At 60.3% G+C, this 25,187-nt stretch carries 18 protein-coding genes; 11 read left to right on the top strand and 7 right to left on the bottom strand.

Annotated features, from left to right (window positions below):
* Positions 1 to 112: 112 nt before the first annotated feature.
* Positions 113 to 2,515, bottom strand: coding sequence for a hypothetical protein (locus CKA38_RS11825; protein ID WP_152032834.1), 2,403 nt, complete (start codon positions 2,513 to 2,515; stop codon positions 113 to 115).
* 594 nt (positions 2,516 to 3,109) lie between these two features.
* Here CKA38_RS11825 and CKA38_RS11820 point away from each other — a divergent pair.
* The 8 genes from CKA38_RS11820 to CKA38_RS11785 all read left to right on the top strand — a co-directional run bounded on the left by CKA38_RS11820 (position 3,110) and on the right by CKA38_RS11785 (position 13,067).
* Positions 3,110 to 4,387: a class I SAM-dependent RNA methyltransferase gene (locus CKA38_RS11820; protein ID WP_108825658.1), complete on the top strand. Its 1,278-nt coding sequence runs from the start codon at positions 3,110 to 3,112 to the stop codon at positions 4,385 to 4,387.
* 138 nt (positions 4,388 to 4,525) lie between these two features.
* Entirely contained in the window at positions 4,526 to 6,172 is a 1,647-nt protein-coding gene (locus tag CKA38_RS11815; protein WP_108825657.1) for a peptide chain release factor 3, read from the top strand.
* 233 nt (positions 6,173 to 6,405) lie between these two features.
* Positions 6,406 to 7,428 (top strand): Gfo/Idh/MocA family protein, encoded by a 1,023-nt coding sequence (locus CKA38_RS11810; RefSeq protein ID WP_108825656.1) that lies wholly within the window; start codon positions 6,406 to 6,408, stop codon positions 7,426 to 7,428.
* 17 nt (positions 7,429 to 7,445) lie between these two features.
* A complete protein-coding gene (locus CKA38_RS11805) occupies positions 7,446 to 8,372 on the top strand; it encodes an N-acetylglucosamine-6-phosphate deacetylase (protein ID WP_108825655.1) in 927 nt (308 codons plus the stop codon).
* Positions 8,369 to 9,181, top strand: coding sequence for a glucosamine-6-phosphate deaminase (locus CKA38_RS11800; RefSeq protein WP_108825654.1), 813 nt, complete (start codon positions 8,369 to 8,371; stop codon positions 9,179 to 9,181). Before CKA38_RS11805 ends, CKA38_RS11800 begins: the two co-directional genes overlap by 4 nt.
* 44 nt (positions 9,182 to 9,225) lie before the next feature.
* Positions 9,226 to 10,494 carry an MFS transporter gene (locus CKA38_RS11795; RefSeq protein ID WP_152032833.1) on the top strand — a complete coding sequence of 423 codons (1,269 nt, stop codon included), beginning with the start codon at positions 9,226 to 9,228 and terminating at the stop codon, positions 10,492 to 10,494.
* A gap of 142 nt (positions 10,495 to 10,636) precedes the next feature.
* On the top strand, positions 10,637 to 11,695 hold the full coding sequence (locus tag CKA38_RS11790; protein ID WP_343192844.1) for a Gfo/Idh/MocA family protein: 1,059 nt from the start codon (positions 10,637 to 10,639) through the stop codon (positions 11,693 to 11,695).
* A 28-nt stretch (positions 11,696 to 11,723) separates the two neighbouring features.
* Positions 11,724 to 13,067: a Gfo/Idh/MocA family oxidoreductase gene (locus CKA38_RS11785; RefSeq protein WP_108825651.1), complete on the top strand. Its 1,344-nt coding sequence runs from the start codon at positions 11,724 to 11,726 to the stop codon at positions 13,065 to 13,067.
* Positions 13,068 to 13,318: 251 nt separating this feature from the next.
* Here CKA38_RS11785 and CKA38_RS11780 read toward each other — a convergent pair whose 3' ends face one another.
* The 3 genes from CKA38_RS11780 to tsaD form a co-directional block, all read right to left on the bottom strand.
* Complete coding sequence (locus CKA38_RS11780; RefSeq protein ID WP_108825650.1) at positions 13,319 to 14,269, bottom strand: class II fructose-bisphosphate aldolase; 951 nt, start codon at positions 14,267 to 14,269, stop codon at positions 13,319 to 13,321.
* Positions 14,270 to 14,473: 204 nt separating this feature from the next.
* On the bottom strand, positions 14,474 to 16,033 hold the full coding sequence (locus tag CKA38_RS11775; RefSeq protein WP_108825649.1) for a hypothetical protein: 1,560 nt from the start codon (positions 16,031 to 16,033) through the stop codon (positions 14,474 to 14,476).
* Between the two features lie 25 nt (positions 16,034 to 16,058).
* Positions 16,059 to 17,132, bottom strand: coding sequence for a tRNA (adenosine(37)-N6)-threonylcarbamoyltransferase complex transferase subunit TsaD (gene tsaD, locus CKA38_RS11770; RefSeq protein WP_108825648.1), 1,074 nt, complete (start codon positions 17,130 to 17,132; stop codon positions 16,059 to 16,061).
* Positions 17,133 to 17,318: 186 nt separating this feature from the next.
* Here tsaD and CKA38_RS11765 point away from each other — a divergent pair, with 186 nt between their 5' ends.
* The 3 genes from CKA38_RS11765 to CKA38_RS16015 are packed head-to-tail and all read left to right on the top strand — an operon-like array spanning position 17,319 to position 20,478.
* Positions 17,319 to 19,475, top strand: coding sequence for a DUF6259 domain-containing protein (locus tag CKA38_RS11765; protein WP_202863901.1), 2,157 nt, complete (start codon positions 17,319 to 17,321; stop codon positions 19,473 to 19,475).
* Positions 19,476 to 19,513: 38 nt separating this feature from the next.
* Complete coding sequence (locus CKA38_RS16020) at positions 19,514 to 20,200, top strand: hypothetical protein (RefSeq protein WP_202863900.1); 687 nt, start codon at positions 19,514 to 19,516, stop codon at positions 20,198 to 20,200.
* Positions 20,191 to 20,478 (top strand): hypothetical protein, encoded by a 288-nt coding sequence (locus CKA38_RS16015; RefSeq protein WP_202863899.1) that lies wholly within the window; start codon positions 20,191 to 20,193, stop codon positions 20,476 to 20,478. Before CKA38_RS16020 ends, CKA38_RS16015 begins: the two co-directional genes overlap by 10 nt.
* Before the next feature lie 155 nt (positions 20,479 to 20,633).
* On the opposite strand, the gene CKA38_RS11755 is transcribed toward CKA38_RS16015, so the two are convergent.
* The 3 genes from CKA38_RS11755 to CKA38_RS11745 form a co-directional block, all read right to left on the bottom strand.
* Positions 20,634 to 23,480 (bottom strand): beta-galactosidase, encoded by a 2,847-nt coding sequence (locus CKA38_RS11755; RefSeq protein ID WP_108825647.1) that lies wholly within the window; start codon positions 23,478 to 23,480, stop codon positions 20,634 to 20,636.
* Between the two features lie 171 nt (positions 23,481 to 23,651).
* A complete protein-coding gene (locus CKA38_RS11750; protein WP_108826565.1) occupies positions 23,652 to 24,566 on the bottom strand; it encodes an SDR family oxidoreductase in 915 nt (304 codons plus the stop codon).
* A 66-nt stretch (positions 24,567 to 24,632) separates the two neighbouring features.
* Positions 24,633 to 25,145, bottom strand: coding sequence for a GbsR/MarR family transcriptional regulator (locus CKA38_RS11745; protein WP_108825646.1), 513 nt, complete (start codon positions 25,143 to 25,145; stop codon positions 24,633 to 24,635).
* Positions 25,146 to 25,187: the final 42 nt, after the last annotated feature.

Below are 25,187 nucleotides of genomic sequence, written 5' to 3'. Positions count from 1 at the left end.
ATTCCGAAGGCGAAAGCGGCTAGAGCGCATGCAAATTTCGACGCTGGCGAAAGCCAACGGAGCGCCGCGTGGCGGTTGAAAACGGAAATGGCGGGTTGTTTTTCCATCGGTTTCACGGATGTGTGGCGCTTGATGTTGCGGTCGATTTCGACTGGATGCGCTTTAGTATAACATCCAACAACTCGTCCTCGATCGGTTTCCAATCTGCGGGTCGCGGGTCGGCGGTATTTTCAACCGGCGGTATTTCGAGCAGTTTGCGGCGCAGGTTTTGCAATAATAGGTATGAGTTGACGGACGTGTAGGCCTTTTGCGCCTCCAATTGCACCAGCGCCGTCTTGAATGCCTCGCGATCATCACGATAATAGGCGGCATAGGCGCTATTTTCCAAGAGAAAGACGGGGGGCTCTCTGTTAAAGAGCAACGCAGCTTCATCTCCACTGAGATTGAGCCGGCGCGCGAACAGCCACAGAATTTCGGCCCCCAGGGGTTTTTCTTGCTTTGCATAATTCATAAGCAGCGCGCGCCGCCCTTCGCCTATACTATTTCCCGACAGTCCGCGCCAAAGCTCTATCAAGCCCGGAACGGCAGTCTGCCAGAACGGGTCGCTTGGCATATCAATCTGCCTGTCCTTGCACAATTTTTCCAAAGCATTGACGTTTCCAAACATGAGCGCGTAGTAGAGCTCAATCCATCGGTAAGTGATTGGGCCGGCATTCATTCTGCCAGTGATCTCGCGCGCGGTGGCGCCATCATTTTCATACAAAGCGATAATATACGGGCCGTTCGCAACATTATTGGCGTAATCAGCGTGATGGAACACTTCGCCGGCGAGTCGCTTGTGTAAGCGTTTGATGTCATCAATCGCATTGGCGCGCTGGTATTGCGCAAACGACTCGCCCACAAGGCCCGGCACAGCCACGCCCTGCCAGTAGATTCGTTCGATGTGTTGCGCTCGCTCAAAAGACGTCATGCCCTCGGTCTGCCCATTACATAGAACCCATATCCATGGCATGTAGCTCGGCTGAATGTCCCTCGCAAAGCGTTTTCGCAAATCATCAATATCCGGGATTCGTGCCATGATGGCGGTATTGACAGGGTTTGTGATCACAGTGAGCGCGCCATAATCCATGAGAGGGCCGCCTTCATCGGCAAGCCTGTGCAAAAAAGCCGACATCTGTTTCGGGTCGGCATTGCCCGCGGCGACGCCCCAGAAACTCCACGTCAAATGCTCGCGCATGAGCCAGCTTCGCTGAGCCATGATGGCGGCACGCTGCGGATTGACCTGGCCGAACCTCGGAAACACGCCAAACGAGGCATCGAAATCCGCCGACAACTGGTAGCCCGCCACCTCCACGCGTTGCAACCGGTTGATGTTGCTGATGCGCGGCAAATTTGGGTCCCATTTGTCTTTGTGAAGAAACACACCAAACTCGGGGAAAAGCCCCAGCAGCCTGCCTAAGAAGGCCGCCGGCTCGGGATCATTTTCGGAGACTGATTGCATGAAGTGATAGCGTTGCGCGAAGGCGATGCCGAAAAACTCCCATCCATGGTTAAGTAAATCACGGGCAGTGACCGTTGCCACCGGCGCAAGCGTGCCGGAGCCTTGGTGATACCCCGCGCGAACAAGCTCCGCCGCCTCGCGGAACCCCACAAGAAACGCGTCGGTTTTTTCCTTTGAAAGATCATTCGCACTTGGTGCGGACGCTTTTTCGAGCGCAGCAAACACGCCCGGAATCGCCCCGATCTCCTTCTCACCGCATGAGCGCAAGGCCGCCAGCCATTCTCTCCTCGCTGAATGAAACCATGCCAGTGTATCCCAATTGAATCTCCATATTGCGCGTTCCTGAATTTCGGCCACGTAATCGTGAGCCGCCTCATACTCAATGTCGGCAACGAGCTTCAGACATCTGGCAAAGGAAAGGACATCACTTGTCTCCGGCACGCTGCTGTAAAGCATGGCAACCCCCCACGCCGGCGAATCAATACGCCCTGCTTGCAAGCGCGCTTCGCGCGGCGTATGCGGACTGAATATAAACCTCCACCAGTCGATTGCGACATTCGCGGACTGATTTTCGACAGCCTCGTCGGTTGATACGGCGGCGGGCTGCGTTGTTTTGCCGCCCGCCCCGTGCCCGTGCCAGACCTCGCGGGCCTGATTTTGGCGGCGCGCAAGCCAGAGCACTGATGCCCACGGGCGTTCCGCCCCGGCCTCACTGCCGACTGCGCTTTGCGCGAGCGCGAACCACGCCGCCCCGCGCGCGGCAAGCGTCGAATCGAGCGTGATCATCCGGGTCATGCCCGGCAGCGCGCAAACGAGCAAGTGTCCGCCCTGGCGCGCCGCCGCCGCCGCGTCGCCAGTGCGATGCAACGCAGACTCCTCCGCCTTGGCGGCGCGCACAGTTGCAAGACGTGACATCCCCAAGCAATCCTGCCCCTCCCAGAAAGCGTTCTCGATCTCCCCGGTTTGCGCCGATTCAAACGGCGCCCAGCGTGCCTGCAAAAACTGGCGCGTCACCTCCCGGTAAAATTGAGCCCCGCTGCGCAACAACGGAGCCTCGTAGCGAATTTGCGCCTCGCGCCATGTCTCGCCACGAGCGTCAAGCCAGCGAAACGTCCACTCGGCGGAGCCTCCGCTCGCACAATTCACGCTGTATTTAATTTCGGTGATGTCCGCGTTTGCCGCGATGTTTTCGCGCCAGGCCAGCACCCGCGCCAGCTCGACGGGAAAAACACGCTGCACGGGATCATGGAAAAAAGTTTCCGGCGCGTAACTCTGCGCCCGAACATCGCTTGCGCTCGCGATGACAAAGGCGGCCAAAATCGCAAGTGAAGGCGGTAGTTTTCGCAAAACCTGAAACCAATAGGGCAACATGATTAAAACAGGATTTAAAATAAAAGGCGGAACCTTCCGGCAAATACGAGAAAAAACTCTTCAGTTGGGTCGCCGAAGGCCAAAGCGTAAAATAAATCGTCTGCGACTGCGGCTGTTTTAAACTAGGACAGCACCTTTCATAATTATATTCATTATGGGAAATGAACGTGAAAAAAATATTTCGCCCTGAACTCCTTCCTGCTCGCCGCATCCAGCCATTCCCCTCTTTCTCTCCGCGTGGCAAAAAAACGCTTCAACGACCATCCCTTTCCCTATCACGCGGAAATCGAACTCGAAATCCACACGCTGACCAACCGCGGCGTCGGACTCGGACGCATCGCGCTGCCAGCCGAAAACTCCCCCACCCTGCTCGACGCGGCCGCGTCGGCATCCTCCGGATGGGTCGTGATGGTTCCCTTTGCCCTGCCCGGCGAACGCGTTCGCGCGCGCGTTTTTCGCAACCACAAAAACTACTCCGAGGCCGATCTCCTCGACGTCCTCACTCAGTCCCCGCACCGCATCACGCCGCGCTGCCCCCTCTTCGGACGCTGCGGCGGATGTCAGTATCAGAATTTTGAATACACCGAGCAGCGCGCATGGAAACGCCGCCAAGTCGAGGAACTGCTCCGGCACATGGCCGGCATCGAGTTCCCCGTCTCGCCTGTCATCGCCTCCCCGCAACAATACGGCTACCGTTCCAAAATCACGCCGCATTTCAACGCACCGAGGCCCGACGCCGATTCGGAAATGCGCATTGGATTTCTAAAGCAGGGCACGCGCCACGAACTGCTCGACGTCCCGCGCTGCGACATTGCGACCGACGCCATCAATGCCCGCCTACCCGAGCTCCGCGCCGACATCCGCACCCGCGCCGCCGCGGGTGAGTTCAAGCGCGGAGCCACGCTTCTCCTCCGCGATGCCGGCGGCGAAGTCACCACCGATTACGACCGCATCATCAACGAACGCGTCGGCGACATCACGCTACACTTTCTCGCGCGTGATTTCTTCCAGAACAACCCGTTCATTCTCCCCGCGTTCACCGGCTACGTCCGCGAGCAGGCGGCGGCCTCGGGCGCGCGCCATCTCGTCGATGCGTATTGCGGCAGCGGACTCTTTGCGCTCACCGCCGCGCGCGCATTTGAACGCGTCGCCGGCATCGAGATTAGTGAAAGCTCGGTTCAATTCGCCAGGGAAAACGCCGCGGCCAACAACATCGCCAACGCCACCTTCCGTGCTGGCGACGCCTCCGCGATTTTCGCCGGACTCGATTTTCTGCCGAGCGACACCGTTGTGATCATCGACCCGCCGCGCAAAGGCTGCGACGAGAACTTCCTCTCGCAACTCTTCGCCTACGCGCCGCGCGCTGTGGTTTACGTGAGCTGCGACCCCGCCACGCAAATGCGCGACCTCACCCACTTCACCGCCCGCGGCTACAAACTCACCGCCGTCCAGCCCTTCGACCTCTTCCCCCAAACGCGCCACCTGGAATGCGTGATCACATTGCAAGCGCCATAGAGGATGGGATGACACGATAAGAGCAATCCGCCCCGAGGAGAATTCCCGTCCGCAAAGATTTTCCTTGTTGGCACCCGCACCCGCCCCGCTACGTTTGGCGGTTTTCTCATTCCGCATTCCGAACTCCGCATTCACACGATGTCTCCCGCCGCTGAAATCGCACGCCGACGCACCTTTGCCATCATCTCGCATCCCGACGCGGGCAAAACCACGCTCACCGAAAAATTCCTCCTCTACGGAAACGCCATCCACCTCGCCGGCACCGTCACCGCGCGCAAAAACCAGCGCGCCACCACCTCCGACTGGATGGAACTCGAAAAACAGCGCGGCATCTCCGTCTCCTCGACCGTCCTCCAATTCGACTACAACGGCTGCGCTGTCAACCTCCTCGACACCCCCGGCCACAAGGACTTTTCCGAGGACACCTACCGCGTGCTCACCGCCGTTGACGCCGCGCTCATGGTCATCGACGCGGGCAAGGGCGTTGAGCCGCAAACCCGCAAACTCTTCGAGGTGTGCCGCCGCCGAGGCATCCCCATCTTCACTTTCATGAACAAGTGCGACCGGCCCACGCTCGACCCGCTCGCGCTCATCGACGAACTCGAAAGCGTGCTCGGCATCGCCGCCTCGCCCATCGTCTGGCCGCTCGGCAGCGGCCCCTCGTTTCGCGGCGTGTTCGACCGCACCGAGCGCGCCGTGCACCTCTTCGAGCGCGTGCCCAACGGCGCCTACGAAGCGCCCGTCAACATCACCGGCCTCGACGACCCCGCCGTGCGCGGCAAGCTCGACGACCACACCTTCAACGAGTCCACCGAGCAACTCGCCATGCTCGACGGCGCCGGGCATCCCCTCGACCTCGCCGCCATCCACGCCGGACAGCAAACGCCCGTCTATTTCGGCAGCGCGATCAACAACTTCGGCATCCAGCTCCTCCTCGACGGCTTCCTCAAGCACTCCGTGCCGCCCGCCCCGCGCCGCTCCGTCTCGATCACCGTGCCCGGCGCGCCCGCGCCCACCGAGGCGCGCGAAGTCCCCGTCGATTACGAAAAGTTTTCCGGCTTCATTTTCAAAATCCAGGCCAACATGGACCCGAAGCACCGCGACCGCATCGCATTCCTGCGCGTGTGCTCGGGCCGGTTCACGCGCGACATGGTCGTCGCGCACCAGCGCACCGGCAAGCAAGTGCGCCTCTCCTCCTCGCACAAACTCTTCGGCCAGGAACGCGAAACCGTCAACGAAGCCTGGCCCGGCGACGTGATCGGCCTCGTCGGTCACGACGCCTTCGGCATCGGCGACACGCTCACCGAGGACCGCGCCATCGCCTACGACGAAATCCCGCGCTTCCCGCCCGAAGTGTTCGCCTACCTCTCGAACCCGACCAGCTCCGACGCCAAAAAATACCGCGCCGGCCTTGAGCAGCTCTTGCAGGAAGGCGTCGTGCAATCCTTCACCCCGCGCAACGCCCCGCCCGGCGCGACGCTCCTCGCCGCCGTCGGCCCGCTGCAATTCGAAGTCGTGCAATGGCGCCTGAAAAGCGAATACAACGCCGAGTCGCGCCTAGAGCAAACCAACTGGACGCTTCTCAAATGGCTTGAGCCGCATCCCTCGCTCGCAAACCCGTCCGCGCTCGTCGTGGCGAGCGGCGTGAGTTTCGGCACCGACAAATTCGACAACCCCGTGGCGCTCTTCCCGAACGATTGGACGATGCGCTACTTCATGGAAAAAAATCCCGACCTAAAACTGCACGACATGCCCATCGAGCAAATAAAAGCCGCCGCGGAATAAGGGCTTATCCCTGGGCGGGGCATAACCACGAAGCACACGGAGCAGCACGGAGTGAAACAATCCCACCGGTAGTTCTTCACGAGTTTCTCCGTGTGCCTCAGTGTTCTCCGTGGTTAAAAAGTCAGAAAAACGTAATCCAAGATAACCTCTAAACGCCGCGTTAAAACGAGGGAAACGCAGGTTAACGTTTACCAATTCTTGGATTGTCTTCCCGCGCTCCAAAAGCGCCAACTATGCCCATGCACCCCGACTCGCATCGCCCGAAAAATATCCTGCGATGGAAAAAACTCCACGCCCTGTTTGCCGTTGCCCTGGTTCTACAAGCCGCTCTCGCCGCCGCCGAATTGCGCATCGGCATCATCGGAGCCGACACCTCGCACGCGCCAGCCTTCGCCAAATTCATCAACACGCCCCCCGCCAATGATCCCGTCGAAGGCGTGCGCGTGACCTCCGTTTTCAAGACCTTCAGCGCCGACATGCCGCTAAGCGCAAACCGCGTCGAGGGATTCATGAAACGTCTCCTCGCCATGCCCGGCATCACCGCAGCCGCGAGCATCGAGGAACTCGCCCAAAACGTGGACGCCATCATGATCCTCAGCGCAGACGGGCGCGCGCACCTCGACCTCGCGCGCCGCGTCATTCCGTTCCGCAAACCCGTGTTCATCGACAAGCCGCTCGCCTCGACCTATCGCGATGCCGTCGAAATCATCCGCCTCGCCGAACAGCACGGCACGCCCGTATTCAGCGCGTCGTCATTGCGTTACACCCTCGCAAAACCCGCGCTCGCGAAGGCCGCGCAGACAGCCAAAATGGGCGCGATCAAAGGCGTCTTCGTCTGGGGGCCCGCCGCGTTTGAACCGAGAACTCCGGACCTTTTTTGGTATGGCATCCATTCCGTCGAAAGCCTCTACGCCGTCATGGGCGCGGGATGCGCCACCGTGCAACGCATCCACACGGACGACACCGACATCATCACCGGCATCTGGCCCGACAAACGCATCGGAACCATTCGCGGAATGCGCGACACAAAATCGTATTTCGGCCTCACACTCCTCGGCGCCAACGCCCCGCTCACCGAAAACGCGGCCTCTGGCTACGCGCCGCTGGTGAGGGAAATCATCACATTCTTCAAAACCGGCAAGCCTCCCGTCCCCTACGCAGAAACGCTCGAAATCATGGCCTTCATGGAAGCCGCCGAACTAAGCAAACAGCGCAACGGCGCCCCCGTTGCCCTCGACGAAATCCTGAAACCGTAAACTCGCCCCACCCCGCCATGCCCGGACTTTTTGATTTTCAGGTCAATGGATTTGCCGGAGTCGATTTTCAGCGGCACGAACTCACCGCCGCGCAACTGCGCGCGGCCGTCGACGCACTTCGCGCGCGAGGCGTCGCTGCGATTTTTCTCACGCTCATCACCGACACCATCGAACGGCTCGCCACGCAGTTCGCGCGCATCGAAAGCTATCGCGCCGCCGACCCCGTCATTGCGAAAACCATCCCCGGTTATCACCTCGAGGGGCCCTGGCTAAGTCCGGAACCCGGCTACCGCGGCGCGCATCCCGCGGAGCCGATGCGCGCGCCAAACGCCGCCGATTTTGCGCGCCTGCAAGATGCCGCCGGAGGAAACATCCGCCTCGTCACGCTTGCGCCCGAGTGGCCGGGCAGCGCCGAATTCATCGCCACGCTCGCCGCGCAGGGCGTGCATGTTTCCATCGGCCACAGCAACGCGACCGCCGCGCAAATCGACGACGCCATCCGCGCCGGCGCGCGCTTCTGCACGCACCTCGGCAACGGCGCGCCGCAATCACTCCCGCGCCACGACAACATCATCCAGCGCCTCCTCGCACGCGACGAGCTCACCGCGTGCTTCATTCCCGATGGCATCCACCTGCCTCCCTTTGTGCTGAAAAATTTCGTCCGCGCAAAACCGCAGGGGAAAATTCTATTCACGACCGATTGCATGGCCGCTGCCGGCGCCCCGCCGGGACGTTACACACTCGGCAGTCTCGAAACGCTCGTCGGCGGCGACCTCATCGCACGCGGCCCCGATGGCGGATTTGCCGGATCGACACTCACTCCCGACCGCGGCGTGGCTCTCACCGCGCAATATCTCGGCATCCCGACCGCCGAGGCTCGCGAACTCTGGTCCACCAAGGCCGCCGCCGCCTTCGGTGCAAGCGCATCAATTGACATCCCATGAAACACAACCCCGACACCGCGCGCCCGGCGCACTACGAAACCTTCGGACGCCTCGCCGTTGAAATCCATCCCGACCGCGCCGCGCTGGGCGCCGCCGCCGGGCGCGCCGCCGCCGCCGCGCTTCGCGCCATCATCAAGGAGAAAGGCCGCGCGCGCGTCATCTTCGGCTGCGCGCCCTCGCAAAACGAATTTCTTGCGGAGCTTATCGCCGCCTCGCGGCACGGCCACACTGCTTTCGACTGGTCCAAAATCACCGCCTTTCACATGGACGAATACGCGGGCCTCAAGGCCTCGCACCCGCAAAGCTTCCGCCATTACCTGCACGAGCATTTGCTGCGCCATGTAAAAATCGGAAAGTTTCATCCGATCAAGGCCGAGGCCGCCGACATCGAAAAAACCTGCGCCAATTACACACGCCTGCTCGCCGCGCAGCCCATTGATTTTATTTGCATGGGCATTGGTGAAAACGGCCACATTGCCTTCAACGACCCTCCTGTCGCCGATTTCGAGGACACCGCACTCATCAAACTCGTCGAGCTCGACGCCGCCTGCCGCCGCCAGCAAGTCAACGACGGCTGTTTCGCGACAATCGACGATGTTCCGAGTCACGCGCTCAGCCTCACCGTGCCTGTCTTTCGCCACGCACGGCAGCTCAGCGTGCATGTGCCCGGCCCGCTCAAGGCAAAGGCCGTGCGCGCCGCCCTCCGCGGCAGCATCGGCACGGCCTGCCCCGCGAGCGTGCTCAGGCTCCACCCGAACGCGATCCTTTACCTCGACCGCGGCTCGGCGAAGCTGACACGAAGCGCTTGAATTTTTGGAAAAACATCCCCGCAAAAAAACGCTCCCCACCCACAATGAAAATCCAGGGCCTCAGATGGTATATCGCCGGACTGCTCTGCCTGACCGCGGGACTAAACTACCTCGACCGGCAGGCGCTCTCCATTCTTTTCAACACAATACAAAAGGACATCCCGGAGATCACCGACACGCATTATTCGTTCATCACGTCGGCGTTTCTGGCCAGTTACACGGTCATGTATGCGGTGAGCGGATGGGTGGTTGACAAACTCGGCACGCGCAAGGCGCTCGCGTGGTTCGTCAGCGGCTGGTCACTCGCCAGCATGCTGCACGCCTTCGCCCGCACCACGATGCAGTTCACGGTTTTCCGCTTCCTGCTCGGAGCGACCGAGGCGGCCAACTTCCCCGCCGGCGTGAAGGCCGTTTCCGAGTGGTTTCCCATGAAGGAACGCGCGCTCGCCATCGGCATCTTCAACGCGGGCACTGCCATCGGCGCGTGCATCGCCGCGCCCATCATCGTGGGAATCTCGCTCGCGGCGGGCTGGCGCTCGGCGTTTCTCATTTCCGGCGGGCTCGGGCTGGTGTGGCTCGTCTGCTGGCTCGTGCTCTACAAATCGCCGCGCAAGCATTCGCTAATAACGGACGCTGAACTCGCCGTCATCGAGAGCGGGCGCACCGCGCAGGAAACCGGGACGATGAAAAAAATTCCCCTAATCAACCTGCTCAAAATGAAGGAAACCTGGGGCTGCATCGCGGCGCGCATGCTCACCGATCCCATTTCCTATTTCCTCGCGTTCTGGGTGCCGAAATATTTGCAGGACGAGCACGGGTTCAGCCTCGGGCAGCTCGGCATCTACAGCAGCATCCCGTTCGCCGCGCTCGCGCTCGGAAACATCGCCGGCGGCGCGATTCCCCGCTGGCTCATCGGCGCGCTCGGATGGAACCTCAACCGCTCGCGCAAGACGGTCATGGCAACCGCCACCGTGCTGATACCGCTCAGCTTCCTGCTCATCACACAAACGCCAAGCCCCGCGCTCGCGGTGACGCTGCTCTGCGTGGCGATGTTCAGCCACGCGGCTTGGGCAAACATCACACTGCCCGCGGAGGTTTTTCCGAAACATGTCGTCGGCACCGTGTCCGGCATTGGAGGAATGATGGGCGGCGTGATGGGTGTGATCTCGCAACTCGCCATAGGCCGCGTCGCCGCGACGACATCGCCCTTCGCGGCCGTGTTCACGACCGGCGCCATCCTGTATCCGCTGGCCTTCATCCTTGTGTGCCTGCTCGTCCGCCGACTCGGCGAAGTCCGCGAAGTAAAATCATAAAACAACAACCATGCGTCCTCCCCCAGCCCCTCCCTCCTCCATGAACAGGCGCGGCTTTCTTGCCGCCAGCGCGGGTGTCCTTGCCGTCGGCGCCCTGTCCGAAACCATCCTGCGCGCCGCGCCCGCCTCCGCGCCCGACGGAATGCAATACGCGCCCCGACAGGCCATGCCAAAGTCCGTCGTGAAGCCCGGCGAGTTTGTCATCGCCGCCTCGCATCTCGACCACGGTCATATTTACGCGCAGTGCAAGGCGCTCATCGACGCCGGCGCGACGCTCAAATGGGTTTACGAGCCCGACGAAAAAAAACGCGCCGCCTTTCTCAAACGCCATCCCGGCCTGAAAGTCGCGCGCGCCTACGACGAAATCCTCGACGATCCCGAAGTGCGTCTCGTCACCACCGCCGCAATTCCCTGCGAACGCGGCCCGCTCGCCTGTCGCGCGATGGAGGCGGGCAAGGACTATTTCACCGACAAGCCGCCCTTCACCACGCTCACGCAGCTCGCCCAAGCGCGCGAAACCGCCGCGCGCACAGGCCGCAAATACATGGTGTATTACAGCGGACGCATTCACAGCGAGGCGGGTGTGTTCGCGACCGGCCTCGTGCGCGATGGCGCCATCGGACGTGTGCTCCAAGTCATCTGCCTCGCCCCGCACCGGCTCAACGCCGCCAAGCGTCCGCGCTGGTTTTTCGAACGCGAAAAATATGGCGGCATCCTTTGTGATCTCGGCAGCCATCAATTTGAACAATTTCTCGCCTACACGGGCGCGGACGACGCAACCGTGAGCGCCTCCGCCGTCGCCAATTTCAACAATCCCGACCACCCCGGACTGGAAGACTTCGGCGAGGCGCTCGCCATCGCACCCAACGGCGCCAGCCTCTACACGCGCGTTGACTGGTTCACGCCCGCCGGCCTCGGCGCATGGGGCGACGGACGCGTTTTTATTCTCGGCACAAAGGGCACGATTGAGTTGCGCGGCTACATCGACGTCGCCCGCGAGCGCACCGAGAATCACGTTTACATCGTCGATGAAAAAAACGAGCGCCACCTCAACGTCACCGGACAAACCGGGTTTCCCTTTTTCGGGCAGCTCATCCTTGACTGCCTCAACCGCACCGAAAACGCCATGACACAAACCCGCGCGTTCAAGGCCGCCGAGCTGAGCCTCGCCGCCCAAGCCGCCGCCCGCCGCCTGGCATGAACCCGCAAAAACACCCGCCAAAATAATTATGAACACGACCAGAAGAAACTTCATCAAAACAACATCAACGGGAGCCGCCGCGCTCGCCCTTGGCGGCATCCTCCCCCAATTCAGCGCCGCGAGCTATGCGCAGATCGCGGGCGCAAACAAGCGCGTGCGCGTCGCCGTGGCCGGCGTCAACTCGCGCGGCAGGGCCCTCGCCGCCAATTTCGCAAACCAACCCGGCTGCGAAGTGGCGTGCATCTGCGACGTTGACGGGCGCGCCATCGAAAAATGCCTCAAATCCCTCGCCTCCCGAACGGACAAAACTCCCGCCGCGCAGCGCGATTTTCGGCGCGCACTCGAAGACAAGGACATCGACGCCCTCGTGATTGCGACACCCGATCACTGGCACACTCCCGCCGCGCTTCTTGCGCTCCAGGCGGGGAAGCACGTTTACCTCGAGAAACCCGTCAGCCACAATCCGCTTGAGGGTGAAATGCTTGTCGAGGCCTCGAAAAAATACGGCAAGGTCGTCCAGATCGGCACGCAGCGCCGCTCATGGCCCAATGTTGTTGAGGCAATCCGGCACGTCCAGTCAGGTGGAATCGGCAAAGTGCATTTCGGCAAAGGCTGGTATGCGAACAAACGCACCTCGATCGGCAGGGGAAACCCCGCGCCCGTCCCCGCTTCGCTCGATTGGGATTTGTGGCAGGGGCCCGCGCCGCGAGTTCCCTATCGCGACAACATCGTGCACTACAACTGGCACTGGTTCTGGAATTGGGGCACGGCGGAATCATTGAACAACGGCACGCACATGATCGACCTCCTTTGCTGGGGCATGAACCTGAAATATCCCACGAAGGTAAGCTCGCTCGGCGGCCGCTATTATTATCAGGACGATTGGGAAACGCCCGACACGCAAATCGCCACGTTCAACTTCGGCGACCGCGCCACGCTCACTTGGGAAGGCCACAGCTGCAACCCGAAGCCCATCGAAGGCAGCACCGTCGGTGTCGTTTTTTACGGTGACGCGGGCAGCGTTTACATATCGGGCGGCAATGACTATAAAATCTACGACCCGAAGGGAAAAATGATCAAGGAGGTGAAGCGGGATAACACCATCGATCCGAACAACAAGGTGAGCCCCGCGCAAAGACTGGACGCAATTCACATCCTCAATTTCCTCGACGGCATCCGCAACGGCGCCCCGCTCAACATGAGCGTGGAGGAAGGCCACCAATGCACGCTTCTCATGCAGCTCGCCAACATATCGCTCCGCACCGGCGCGACGCTCGCCACCGATCCCGCGACTGGCCGCATCCTAGGCAACCCCGAAGCGCAACGTTACTGGACCCGCGAATACGAACGAGGCTGGGAACCCAAGGTTTGAGCAACAAGCCTGCTTTGGGTGGAAGGCGCCTCGTGCGAGAATGCGGCTTATTTTCGAGTTTTTTTGGAACGCACGCGCCAATCAAGTGGCTCCGACTAACAATGGAGTGCCGCTGCGAACAGGCACTCGCATCAGACTTGAGCGATCTCCCCAAGTTTTTGCGCGGACTTGGCGATTCGCGCTATAAAAAAACGCGACCCCGTTGCCGGAGTCGCGTGATGTTTCTGATCAAATAAATGCGTTGAGTCCGCTTACTTCTTGAGGCTGGCGCGGAGATCGTCGAGCTGGCCGGCGCTGCCGAGGAGCTCGTTGCGGCTGGCGATGAACTTCGCGTATTCCTCGATGTAAACCTTGCCGGGGGCGCGGAAGTCGAACTCGCCCGGCTTGTCGCGGAAGAACTCGCGGTGAACGCGCGTCCAGACGAGGCGGCCGTCGGTGTCGATGTTGATCTTGGTGACGCCGAGTTTCGCGGCGGGCAGGTATTCGTTCACGTTGACACCGGCGCTGTCCTTGATCTGGCCGCCGGCGGCGTTGATGCGCGCGACTTCGTCCTGCGGAACGGACGAGGAGCCGTGCATGACGAGCGGGAAGCCGGGCAGGCGCGCCTTGATTTTCTCGAGCACGTCGAAGTGGAGCGATTGTTTGCCCTTGAACTTGAAGGCGCCGTGCGAGGTGCCGATGGCGCAGGCGAGCGAGTCGCAGCCGGTCTTCTTGACGAAATCCTCGGCCTCGGCGGGATCGGTGAGCGTGGCCGCGCCGTCCTCAACCTTCACGTCCTCCTCGACGCCGCCGAGCATGCCGAGCTCGGCCTCGACGGAGATGCCCTTCTTGTGGGCGGCCTCGACGACGCGCTTGGTGATCTCGACGTTCTTCTCGAACGGATCGTGCGAGGCGTCGATCATGACGGAGCTGTAGAAGCCGGAGTTGATGCAATCGTAGCAGGTTTCCTCGTCACCGTGGTCGAGGTGAACGGCGAAGATGGCGTCCGGGAAAATGGTGTCGGCGGAGCGGATCATGCCTTCAAGCATGAGCTTGTCGGTGTATTTGCGCGCGCCCTTGGAAATCTGGATAATGAAAGGAGCCTTCGAAGCCATGCATCCTTTGAACAGGCCCATTGTCTGCTCGGCATTATTGATATTGTAGGCGCCGATGGCGTATTTGCCGTAGGCGTGTTTGAAGAGTTCTGCGGTTGTAACGATCATGATGAGTGCGTTGGTGGTTTTGATTTGGCCGAAGCCTGTTTAACTTGACGAAGTTTTAAAAGTTAAGCCCCCGCGCCCGTGCGACAAGGGTTTTTTTGCAGCAAGATGCTGCGTGACGGTTCGCGAGTCTCCAGCAATCGGGGGAACCATACCAATCGCCCGCCCGTGTTCCTTTCGGAACAAAAGGCGTTTCGATCCCCATGATCACCTGGTTCCCGCTGCCGTCCGTGACAGTTTTATTGTGCCAAGGTAATCGGATATTTGCTTGCGCATGTCCGCGCTGGAACGCGTGCCTGTGATCGACAGGTGCAAGTCGATCCAAACGTCATCTTTCAGGTAATGGGCCCTCATGTTGACCTGTTTCAGCGGACCGTTTCCCGCGGCAATGTCGTATATGATGACATCCCATTCATTGATGGTTTTTAACTCGGCATTTTTCGCCTTGGTAAGCCCTTCATGCGTCCACATCTGCCTGGCGTCGCTGTATTGGAATTGGGCTGCCGGCTCAAACCATCCCGAGATTATCACGCCCGATTTTTCATCTTTTCCAAAAAAATACCCGGGATTGCCGCGCCCGCCCCGGGCGTTCTTTTCGATTTTCTCCCGTTTGAATTTTTTGGACGGAATCAGCAACGTGGTATCGCTGGCGGCGCTGCCGATCAAAAAACCCTGCTTGGTTTTTGTGATTTGGACGGGCGGGGTCTTTATCTCCTCGGCAAACGACGGCTCGATGCTGGAAAAGGTTTTCAGCATGAGTTTAAAACTCTCGCTGTTTGGGTCATCCGTGAGCGCCGTTGCAAACGCGAGGCATCCGTTGTCATAACTCGCCAGAAACAGGCCGACGTATTTGTATTGATTCGGCACGGGGGTTTTGTTGACGAGTGACGCGTCGGTGAAGACACAATGCAATCCCTGTCCGCCGCGCACCTGCATTTCGGTGTAGGTTGCCTTCTTCTCGACGGCCTCGGGAAAAATGGGAGCGGCCAGTTTTTGAGCAAGCGCCTCAAATTGCCGCTTCGTGAGAGGCTTTCCGTTTTGGAGACGCCCGACTGTTATGGTGAGCAACGCTTTTTCTCCGGCAGGCGGATTGAGCTTCAGGTCAAAGGTCCGTTCCATGTCGGGCAGTGGAGAACCGCGTTCGCGCATCGCCCCCCAGTCTTTGGGAATGTCTATTTTCATGGAGCTTCCGGAGTCGTAGCGAATCCGGCCCGCCGGAAAATCGGGAAATGACAATTGCATTTCGCTGACGGCCTTCACCATCAGGTCAAGCGCGGGATCCTTGGGATCATCAACATAAAGCGTCGCCGTGACAAATGGCGCGTGTTTGCGATAGATGAGCACAAAACCGCAAACTTTGGCCGCGCCTTCCGTCGGCGGCTTTCCAGCCATGGCCGCGTAATTTGCGACACAATAATAACCGATGCCGTCCTTTATGTTCAGTCTCGTGTATGTCGGCGTTTTTTCGACGAATTGATCGGCGCCCTCCGCGTATAGTTGCTTAATGTAGGCAAGAAACGAGGCGTCCGTGTGAGCGGGCTGTCGCTCGCCCGCCGCGATCACAATCGTGCATCCGGGTTTGCGGTTTTTGTTGGCGATGAGAGTCACGGTGTGATTGTCCAAACCGAAGGCATCCTCTTGCCATTCGATCTGCCAACCCGCGGGAGGCGTTACTTGGACTTGTCCATTTTTTCCGAGCTGCACTGTCTCTCCGCGCAGAATGGCGAACGCGGAACAAAGCAATATTAGGGTAAGGATTTTTTTCATCGATTTTGGTGGGTTAGGCTAAATATCACGCCAACTCCAAACCGGGATCGATGGCGAGGGTTGGGATTGCGACGGGCTTCGCACCGGGGTCGGCCCAGGCGGCGAAGGCGATCATGGACGCGTTGTCGCCGGTGTGGCGCGGCTCGGCCATGAGAAACGGAATGCGGTGCTTTTTTGCAATGCCCTCGAACGCGCCGCGGAGCGTTTTGTTGTTCGCCACGCCCCCGGACAGGCCGATGCTCGCATAGCTGTCGGCGGAAGAGGCGCGATTTTGCGCAAGGGCATTGGTGGTCTTGCGCACAAGCGCGTCGATCACTGCCTGTTGATAACTCGCGCACAGGTCGGGCATGCGCGCGGTGATTGTCCGGCTTCTCTCTTCGCTCGGAACGTCGGGCGCCATTTTTTCGAGCGTGTAACGAAGCGCGGTTTTCAGGCCCGAAAAACTAAAGTCGAGATCGCTGCGCGGTCCGATGCCGCGTGGAAAATCAAAGGCGTCAACCTTGCCTTCGGCGGCGAGTTTTTCGACGAGCGGACCGCCGGGATAACCGAGGCCGAGGAGTTTTGCGCCCTTGTCGAGCGCCTCGCCCGCGGCGTCGTCGCGCGTGGTCGAGATGACACTGACGCGCCGGTCGCGGTCGATGCGGAATAGAATCGTGTTGCCGCCCGAAACGATCAGTCCGAGGTGCGGCAGCAGCGCGGCGAAATTTTCGTCGAACTTTTCCGGGGCCGACTCATGCAGCGCGATAAACGGCGAAAACGCGTGGCCGCGCAGGTGGTTGATTCCGGCAAGCGGAACGCCGAGCGCGAGCGCGAGCGATTTTGCCGCGGCGACACCGATGGCGAGGCATCCGGCGAGTCCCGGCCCGTGCGTGACGGCAATTTGCGCGACACCCGAAAAGCCGTCCGACGCGTCGCGCGCGCGTTCGAGCAGCGGCGCGATGGTGCGCAGGTGTTCGCGCGTGGCGAGGTCGGGCACGACGCCGCCGTAGCGTCCGTGGAGCGCGATTTGCGAATGCACCCATTCATGCGCGATGCCGCGCGCCGGGTCAAAAAGCGCGGCGGCAGTTTCATCACAGGATGTTTCGATGGCGAGAATCATGGTGGCCGATGCGTTCCAAGGCCAAACATTCCGCCCGCGCCGGTCAATGTCGCAAAATAGAAATGGTTTGCCGCAAAAGGCTGTTTGCCGAGCGTGTTCGCCCCGTCAGCGTAAGCGTTACGCTTGTCGCGCCCCGCCCTTTTTTGTTTTCCGCAAAATCACAAACCTCAAACCACACACACATTCATGCAATCGATCAGATGCAAGATGCCCGCCCTGCCAAAATTAATGCGCGCGTTTGCCGCATTCGCCCTGCTCGCCGCGATGGCCGGAACCGCCGCCGCCTCGCAACTCTACACGCTCGTAAATGACAAGCTCCAGGTGTCGATCACCGACAAGGGCGAGCTTGCCAGCCTCAAGAATCTTGAGACCGGGCAGAACTACGCCGGCAGCGGGCATCTATGGCGCCTCTATTACGACACACCGAAATACAAGGAACTGCAGGTGACGGCGGACTCGCAGGCGCCCAAGGTTTCGCGGAAGGACGGCATCATAACAATCAGCTACGACAAACTGACCCTGGACGGACGCGCGCTGGACATGCAAGTGCGGTTCGACATCTCGCTCGAGGACGACTTTGTGCGCTTCTCATCGGAGGTGAAAAACAACGAGCCGCACACCGTCATCCGCGAGCTGCATTATCCGCTCGTCGCAAACATGCCGCTGCCAAAAGACCACAAGCTGCTCATAACCGACACCGGCGGCCAAGTCTTCAACGACGTGCGCAAGGAGATCATGAAAAGGGGTAACACCGCCGCCCCATACCGCAGCCCCGCGCAGTATTTCCGGCAATGGGATGTCAGGTATCCCGCCCGTTTCGTCACCACCTGCGCGTCGAATTGCTTCGCGTTTTTCAGCGACTCGCAGGGCCTTTATTTCGGAAGTCACGACCCTTCGTTCCAGGACACCTGGCACGGCTTGCGCCTTTATCCCGACAAGGCGGGCAACTTCACGCAACTCGAGGCCGGCTTCTATAAATATCCGCAATGTGTCAACGGCCAGACATGGAAGTGCGACGCAAACGTCATCGGCCCCTACTCGGGCACATGGCACCAGACCTCGAAACTCTACCGTCGCTGGGCCGACACATGGTGGGAGCACCGCGATCCGCCCGCGTGGGTCAAGCGCATGAAAAGCTGGCAGCGAATAATCCTGCGTCATCAATACGGCGAACAGTTTTTCAAATACACCGACCTTCCGGGTCGCATCAAAAATGTGGGCGAAAGCGTGGGCGCCGACACCGTGTTTGCCTTCGGCTGGTGGGAAACAGGCATGGACAACGGCAACCCGCATTACGACGCCGACCCCGCGCAGGGCGGCGACGCGGGTTGGAAAAAAGCAATCGCCGATTACAAAAAGAACGGCGGCCGGTTGCTGCTCTATTTCAACGGCAAGCTCATCGACCGCGAAAGCGAGTTCTACAAAAACGGCCCCGGAAAAGAAATCTGCTACAAGGACAACACCGGCGCGGAACTCACCGAGCAGTATCGCTTCACGGGCATGGCGACGTTTCTGGGAAGCTACAACGCGCGCACCTTCGTGGTTGCCGACACACGCGACCCGCGCTGGCAGAAAATGCTCCTCGAATGGGCGGCCCGCGCTTACGACTATGGCGCCGACAGCGTGTTCTACGACCAGCTCGGCTACGTCGAGCGCACGACCAACTGGGACATCAGCGGAGAGTTCCCCATCCCCAACCACCGCGTGCTCGCCGACAAGGCCGCCGTGCTAAAAAAGATACGCGCGCAAAACATGAAAAAGAGCCCGGAGTTCGCCCTGGGCACCGAATGGCTCACCGACGCCACCGCGCAATATTGCGACTACATACACATCTACACAACGACGGCGGGCCCGAACAGCTTCATCGACTGGTTCCGTTACACATTCCCCGAAGTCATCGTCTCCGACCGCGAAATCCGCGACGACACCGACATCGAGCGCCGCGTCAACAACACCGTCCTGAAAGGCCTGGTCAACGACATCGAAATCTACCGCTGCCGCGACCTCATCGATAAAACGCCCACCTATCAGGCCTACCTCGCGAAAATCAACGAGATCAAGCAGCGCTACATCGACCTGATCGTGGCCGGCACCTATCGCGACACCGAAGGTTTCACGAACTCCAACCCGCAAGTCGAGGCCCGCGCCTACACCAACGGCAACGGCATGGCGGTGGTGGTGACGCAAACCGTCGAGGCCCCGCAAACCACCGCGATCACCGTCCCCGGCTACAAATACAAGGAATCCAGAACGGCCAACGGCGCCACCGTCTCGAAGGACGGCGGCAAAGTCTCGCTCGGCCAGCACGCCCTCGCCGTGCTCGTTTACGAAAAAACCATGTAGGGGCGCACCTCGCGTGCGCCCTCGCGCCGCCCCGCTTTGTGAATCCGTCCGCACACACACACTCGCCCACGAGGGCGCACGCAAGGTGCGCCCCTACGTCGCCGGATTTTCCCGCCGCGCGCATCTCCGCCAACGGCGTCCAGGCGGAAATCTGCCTGCCGGATTCCGACGCGGGCTACTACCGCGGCGCGCGCTTCGATTGGGCGGGCGTGATTCGCGACCTGCGTTGGCGCGGACACCGCTACTTCGGCGAATGGTTTCCCGCGCACGATCCGTTGCGGCACGACGGCATCTGCGGCCCGGTCGATGAGTTCACACAATCCGGTTACGAAGACGCCGCCGCAGGAGACGAATTCCTGAAAATCGGAGTGGGCGCATTGCGCAAAATCTCCGAAGCCCCCTACGACCGCTTCCTGACCTATCCGATCGCAAACAAAGGCAAACGACAAACCGGCATAAGCGCCGACCGGGTGGATTTCCAACACACACTCGCCAGCGGCGGCTTCGGCTACGACTACCGCAAAACATTGCAACTCACCTCCGACAAACCCGGCCTGCGAATCGAATACACCCTCAAAAACACAGGCGTGAAACCGCTGGAGGGACAAGTTTACAACCACAACTTTTTCACCATCGACGGCATGACCACGGGACCGGACACCGAGATCCGCCTCCCCTTCCCCCCAAAGGCGACTGGCGCGAGGCGTATGACAGCGTGGCGCTAACCGACACCGGCATAAATTTCTCGCGCGAACTAAACCCCGGCGAAAAAGTTTTCATGGGCAACCTCCACGGCCACGATCCCGCTCAAACCGGCTACGCCTTCGAGCTATGCAACCGAAAATCGGGAGCCGGAGTGCGCGCCAAAGGCAGCGGACAACTCTCGCACATCGTCTTCTGGGCATGTCCCGCCACCGCCTGTTTGGAACCCTACACACTATTCCAGATTCCTCCCGCCCAGACGGCCCGGTGGAATATCGAGTATGAATTTTTCGAGCGATAATCGCGCGTTATAATATTGGCACATCTTGGTAGGGCAAAGCCTCCGGCTGAGCCGAAAGCGCGTCACGGCTCACCGAGGACGGTTAGCCCTACCTCAATCAAGCAAACCTGTTTGCGAAGGCGCGTGGTTTCGCCAAAACCGCCCTGTCAATGGCATCACTCCTCGTCGCCGCTCGTGCCGTCGTTGATTGATGGCACGAGGGTGTGCGTGAAGGTTTGCAGGATTTCCAGTTTGCCCAACTCGACTATCGACGCGCGCGGGCCGAAACGCGGGAACGCGCTGTTCGGGAGCAGGATCGGCGCGTCTTTGCGCAGGGGCAATATCTCCACGGTGAGTTGCGCGCCGGCGTCGAGTTTTTCGGCGAGGCGCGAGAGCGGCAGGTCGAGCGGGAGACCGTTGTAGAAATCGTCGAGAATGGGTTTTCCGTCGAGCAACACGCGGGCGACGTCGCCTGTGTAGTGAATGCGCAGGATTGGCTCGGTTGGATTTTTCCAGACTCCAGCGGGAAGTGCGATTTTCCATGCGGCCGCGGAGGCGAAATCCGCGGCGACGGGCGCGGCGGGAACGGGTCGGGGCGATTTGCCGGGAGGGATTTCGCGCGGCGGGCCTGCGTCGCGCATTTTCTCGACACGGGGCGCGGCGACTTTTGCGAGCGCGGGGTTTGCAGCGCCGGGCACGGTGATTTTTGCGAACACGCCCTCGCCCGCCTGGATGCCGGTCAGGAATGCGAGCAGCCAGCGCGCGAACTTCGTTCCATTTTTCGCGCCGGGCGCGTTGGGGTCGGGGCGCGGATACACGAGCACGCCCACCGGATCGGGCGTGGGAGCGTGCACTCGGAGCGTTTCGTCGGTGTCGATTGTGACGGGATGTTTCGAGAGGAATACGCGGTCCTCGTCGCCCCAGGTGAGTTTGTAGAGGTTGAGCGAATCGGCGTAAGAAAGAATCACAATGCTGATCGCCCTGCCGTCGTAGGAGCGCAGCGTGATCGCGGGCGAGTGGCCGCTTTTCGGACTGGTGATGCGCACGAGGCCGTCGCCTTTTCGCTGGCGCCCGGAGGCGTTGCTAACGTCGCGCACGGTGAGGTCGTTGAATGCAAGCTCGGGCGGAATGCCGGGGATTTCCGAGAAGAAATAGACGCGCTCTTTTTCGTCGGGTGTGTCGGCAAAGCAGAGTAGCTGCGCGGTCGCGTAGGCGAGGATGGCGCCGTTGCCGAGGTCGAAGTTGAAGGGCCAGAAAAACGAGATGTCCGCGGGAATGTCCACCGGCGCGACCGGCACCATGCGCTTGCTCACGGCTTGCGCGACGGCGGCGCGGCGCGCGGCGTCGAGCGTGGTGCCGGACAGTCCCGCGGCGCGCGTGGCGTCCGCGCTGCTCGGGAGCGGCGAGACGGATTCGAGAGGAGGCAGGTTGAGCGCGAATTGCACGCCGCGATGAATCGGCATGGATTGGTGGCGCTGGTAGTTGTTGACGAAAATAAAACCGGAGCGGCCGTTCGAGCGCATCGCCCAGCGGAGCGTGCGTTTGTCGTCCTTGCCGGAGGGGCGGTTCGCGGGCAGCACGGTGGGCATACCCGAAAGCAGGTAGCCAAAATCGTGCATGAACAAATGCTGCCGGCGCAGCAGGTGGTAGTGCGGGCGCACCTGGCCGCCGAGCCCGAGGGGCGCTTGGAAATCGTAATTTTTTTCGGGAAGGTCGTTCCAGTTTGTGAAGCGCGTGGATTGGTTTTCCTGAAGCGTGACGCCGGTCGCGCTCTCGGGATTCACACCGCCATGATACATGTAGTAGCCGGGTTGCACGCTGCCGGAACCGAGCTTTACGAGCGTGGTCGATTCGATGTCGCGCGGGTCGATGAGAAGGCGCCGATGATACGAGCTCATCATGCCGCCGCCTATCTCGCAAGTCATGTAGGGATACGACGCGACATCGGGATCGTCGGCGACGTTGTCGCGCCCGAGCGCCTCGTTCGCGATGTTGCTGTCAACGCGCAGCGTCGTGAAACGGAAACCCGTCCAGTAGTTGCCCGGCATCGGTGTGATTTCACGATCCCAAAATCCCTCCGCGTAAACACCGTAGAGCGGCACGATTTCGCCCTGCGGCATCGGGGTGGAAAGCGCGGGCCAGCCGGTGCGCGTGTAGAGCGGCACGACCATGCCCGCGTCGATTGCCATTTTTTTGAGCGCGAGCAGGTGCTCGGCGGGGCCGCGGTATTCGTTCTCAAGTTGCACGCCAATCACCGGCCCGCCGTCTTTCCAAAGCAGACCGTCGATTTGCGCGGCGATTTCGCTGTAGAGAATGCGGGCCTTGTCCATGTAGCGCGGGTCGTCGGAGCGCAGCCGGCAGCCGCTCGCCACGAGCCAGTCGGGCAACCCGCCGTGACGCACCTCGCCGTGGCACCACGGGCCGAGCCGCACCATCACGCGCATGCCCAGCTCGCCGCATGTTTGCACGAAGCGCCGCAAGTCGCGATCGCCACTCCAATCGAAGCGCCCCTCTATTTCCTCGTGGTGTATCCAGAAAACATACGTCGCCACGATGTCGATGCCGCCCGATTTCATCTTGAGGATTTCGTCGCGCCATTCCGCCGCCGGATAACGCGAATAATGAAACTCGCCCATGACCGGCGTCCATGGATTGGCGTTCATGGTAAGGCTGGAGCGCGTGGCGGAAATGACCTCGCCGGCGGGATTGGTGTCCGCGCCCGGACTGGCAACAACGACGGCGGATTGTTGCGCAAGCTGCGTCATCGCCTCGGTGGTGAGCGGAATCGTAACCGCATACGCGCCGTTGCCCGCCGCGCCGCCGTTAGAAAGCGAGTCCCCATAGGCGGGATTCGAAAAATCGCGCGGCGCTCCCGACGAGGTTGTTGTCGAGGCCCTCGGCGGCGGGGTCTTGCCGGGCGACTGGAATGTCTGTGCGGTGCCGGAAACGCACACGCCGCACAACAAAACCAGCGTCAAAAATACACCTTCCGGAAAATTATAAAAAATGTGCGGTTTCATCATGAGCAAAAAACACGGCCAGTTGCGCCCCGGCAATATGCATGGATTTGTAACAGTATGAAAACAAAAGCGACGAGATGTTGCAAATTATGCCGGATGATTCCAACGCAACGCCGCGGGGCATATTGCACCGGCCAATGGCATTCAGGGGAATGCCCTTGGTTGGCCGTTTCGCTAAACGCGCCGTTTCATTTCGTTTTGGTAACGCCCGCCCAGCCAGTCCCGGTTGGCGGCAAGCCAGTCGCTCAATCGTGTCGGCGCATTTGGCTCCGAGTCAGTCGCAAGCAGGCCGGCCATCAATCCCTGGATTTCCTCCCGTGTGATTACCACGTCGCCCTTCAAAACACTCATCAGTTTGCCGCAAAAATAACCGGTCGCCGGCGAAATCGAAAACAACCGGCGCTCGCATCCAATCGCCCCGCCGATCGCGCGCACCAGTTCGCGATACTCGAATGACTCCGGCCCCTTCACGTCGAGCGTCACGCTTTTTTTCGTGCGCGCGCCATGCTCGACCGCCAGCGCCGCGAGATCATCCACATGAACCGGCTCGATCTTGTATTTTCCATCCCCGAAAATGCCAAAACACGGAAAACGCCGCAGCATCCACGCAATGTTGTTCAACAAAATCGCATTGTCCCCAAAAAGCACCGCCGGGCGCAAAATGGAGTGCGGCACCGCCCCGGCGCGCAAGTATTCCTCAATCTGTCCCTTCCCCCGGAAATAAGGCAGCCCGGAACGCGAATCCGGATTCATAATGCTCACGTGCACAATTCGCCTCACGCCCGCGCGCCCCGCAGCATCAAAAAGCGCAAACGTGTTTCGCACCGCCTGCTCGTGGGTGAAGCGCTTGCAGTCGAACCGCACCCAATAGGTGTTGTAGAGAACGTCCGCGCCATCAAGCGCGCGGACCAAGCCGTCGGCGTCGGAAAAGTTCAGCGGATGAGCGCGAACACGACCGCCAAACGGATCGGCTTTGGGCTGCGTATTTGTCAGCGTCTCCACGGAAATCCCGCGCCCCAGCAGGCGTCTCGCAATATAACGGCCGGACAATCCGAACGCCCCGGTTACAACATGTTTTGAATCATTCATTATTTTCAATATTTTCTGAAACATTTAACCAAACCCATCCTCGCAATTCTCATCACAAGCATGCGCTTAACTCAGCAATTTCATCAGCGCCGGCATGACCGCGCTTTGTTCGCTGCGACCGATCCTGTCGAGAGCGCCCGCGACCATGCCCACGAAGTCGTGCAAATCCCCGACGGTTTTGTTAAACGTCTCCGCCTCGGCCCCCTTCAGCTTGGCGGTCTTTTCGGCGCACTGTCCAAGCGCGTTCAAGACCGGTTCCACTTCGCGCCGTTTGCGTTCCCTCGCAATGCAGCAGAACATCTTCCACACATCTTTTTCGGACTCGAAATAATCCTTCCTGTCCCCTTTCTGAAAAACGGTGCGAACCAGCCCCCAATTCACCAACTCGCGCAGATTGGTGTTCGCGTTTCCCCGGCTGATGCCGAGCTGCTCCATCACCTCGTCCGTGTTCACCGGCCCGGGGGCGATCATCAGCAGGGCGTGAATCTGCGCCATTGTTTTGTTGATTCCCCACGCCGTGCCCATCGCGCCCCATTGGGCGATGAAACTTTCCCTCGCTTGCCTTAGTTCGGAATTCATAATTTTCGGTATAAATTGAAAATTAAGAAAATCAATGAAAAT

The sequence above is a fragment of the Ereboglobus luteus genome, from assembly GCF_003096195.1.
Lineage (GTDB): Bacteria > Verrucomicrobiota > Verrucomicrobiia > Opitutales > Opitutaceae > Ereboglobus > Ereboglobus luteus.
The sequence above is the reverse complement of the archived record's forward strand: the minus strand, read 5'-3'. Positions and strand labels throughout refer to the sequence as shown.

Bases quoted from the DNA above. Each gene is read 5' to 3' on its own strand.
- CKA38_RS11745 (WP_108825646.1), bottom strand. From the start codon at position 25,145: ATGAATTCCGAACTAAGGCAAGCGAGGGAAAGTTTCATCGCCCAATGG.
- CKA38_RS11750 (WP_108826565.1), bottom strand. From the start codon at position 24,566: ATGAATGATTCAAAACATGTTGTAACCGGGGCGTTCGGATTGTCCGGC.
- CKA38_RS11755 (WP_108825647.1), bottom strand. From the start codon at position 23,480: ATGATGAAACCGCACATTTTTTATAATTTTCCGGAAGGTGTATTTTTG.
- CKA38_RS11810 (WP_108825656.1), top strand. From the start codon at position 6,406: ATGCCCATGCACCCCGACTCGCATCGCCCGAAAAATATCCTGCGATGG.
- CKA38_RS11780 (WP_108825650.1), bottom strand. From the start codon at position 14,269: ATGATCGTTACAACCGCAGAACTCTTCAAACACGCCTACGGCAAATAC.
- tsaD (WP_108825648.1), bottom strand. From the start codon at position 17,132: ATGATTCTCGCCATCGAAACATCCTGTGATGAAACTGCCGCCGCGCTT.
- CKA38_RS11795 (WP_152032833.1), top strand. From the start codon at position 9,226: ATGAAAATCCAGGGCCTCAGATGGTATATCGCCGGACTGCTCTGCCTG.
- CKA38_RS11800 (WP_108825654.1), top strand. From the start codon at position 8,369: ATGAAACACAACCCCGACACCGCGCGCCCGGCGCACTACGAAACCTTC.
- CKA38_RS11765 (WP_202863901.1), top strand. From the start codon at position 17,319: ATGCAATCGATCAGATGCAAGATGCCCGCCCTGCCAAAATTAATGCGC.
- CKA38_RS11775 (WP_108825649.1), bottom strand. From the start codon at position 16,033: ATGAAAAAAATCCTTACCCTAATATTGCTTTGTTCCGCGTTCGCCATT.
- CKA38_RS11815 (WP_108825657.1), top strand. From the start codon at position 4,526: ATGTCTCCCGCCGCTGAAATCGCACGCCGACGCACCTTTGCCATCATC.
- CKA38_RS11785 (WP_108825651.1), top strand. From the start codon at position 11,724: ATGAACACGACCAGAAGAAACTTCATCAAAACAACATCAACGGGAGCC.
- CKA38_RS11805 (WP_108825655.1), top strand. From the start codon at position 7,446: ATGCCCGGACTTTTTGATTTTCAGGTCAATGGATTTGCCGGAGTCGAT.
- CKA38_RS11790 (WP_343192844.1), top strand. From the start codon at position 10,637: ATGCAATACGCGCCCCGACAGGCCATGCCAAAGTCCGTCGTGAAGCCC.